Consider the following 484-nt stretch of genomic DNA (forward strand, 5'->3'; position numbering starts at 1 on the left):
GATGTCGGCCAAGCTAGATGTCCTTTTACCTACAGGCGAACACTTAACACTGCTTGATAAAACATTAATTCCAGCTGCAGATGCGCAGACTCACAGTTTTTCTATACGTTTGGATTTACCACAAAAACTCAATGGTATTTTCCCTGGCATGACGACAAAAGTTACCGCTTATGGTAATGAGCAGCCGGTACTGGTGATTCCTAAACAGGCCTTGGTAAAGCGGGCTGAAGTGGATGGGATTTATGTGCTCGCGGAGCAACGGGTTGTATTCCGACAAGTCAGATTGGGGACGGACTACGATGATGGCTGGGTTGAAGTCTTATCCGGCATCGATGCCGGAGAACAAGTGATTACTCAGCCAGATATGGCTTTATTGTATTTGCAGCAGCAACATGACTGAATCTAAGCCAACATTGGGGATGTCCGGTCGTATCGCCGCATTATTTCAGGACAATCCCCTGACGCCGTTGATGGCTTTGCTGGC

General features: G+C 47.5%; 1 protein-coding gene. It reads left to right on the top strand.

Annotation, left to right across the window (positions count from 1 at the left end):
- Window positions 1-400 (top strand): efflux RND transporter periplasmic adaptor subunit (locus B4K20_RS12895; RefSeq protein WP_414683387.1); only part of this gene is annotated, 400 nt, incomplete at its 5' end.
- Between the last annotated feature and the right edge of the window lie 84 nt (window positions 401-484).

Source organism: Methylophaga sp. UBA5088 (assembly GCF_002414625.1).
Taxonomy (GTDB): Bacteria; Pseudomonadota; Gammaproteobacteria; order Nitrosococcales; family Methylophagaceae; genus Methylophaga; species Methylophaga marina.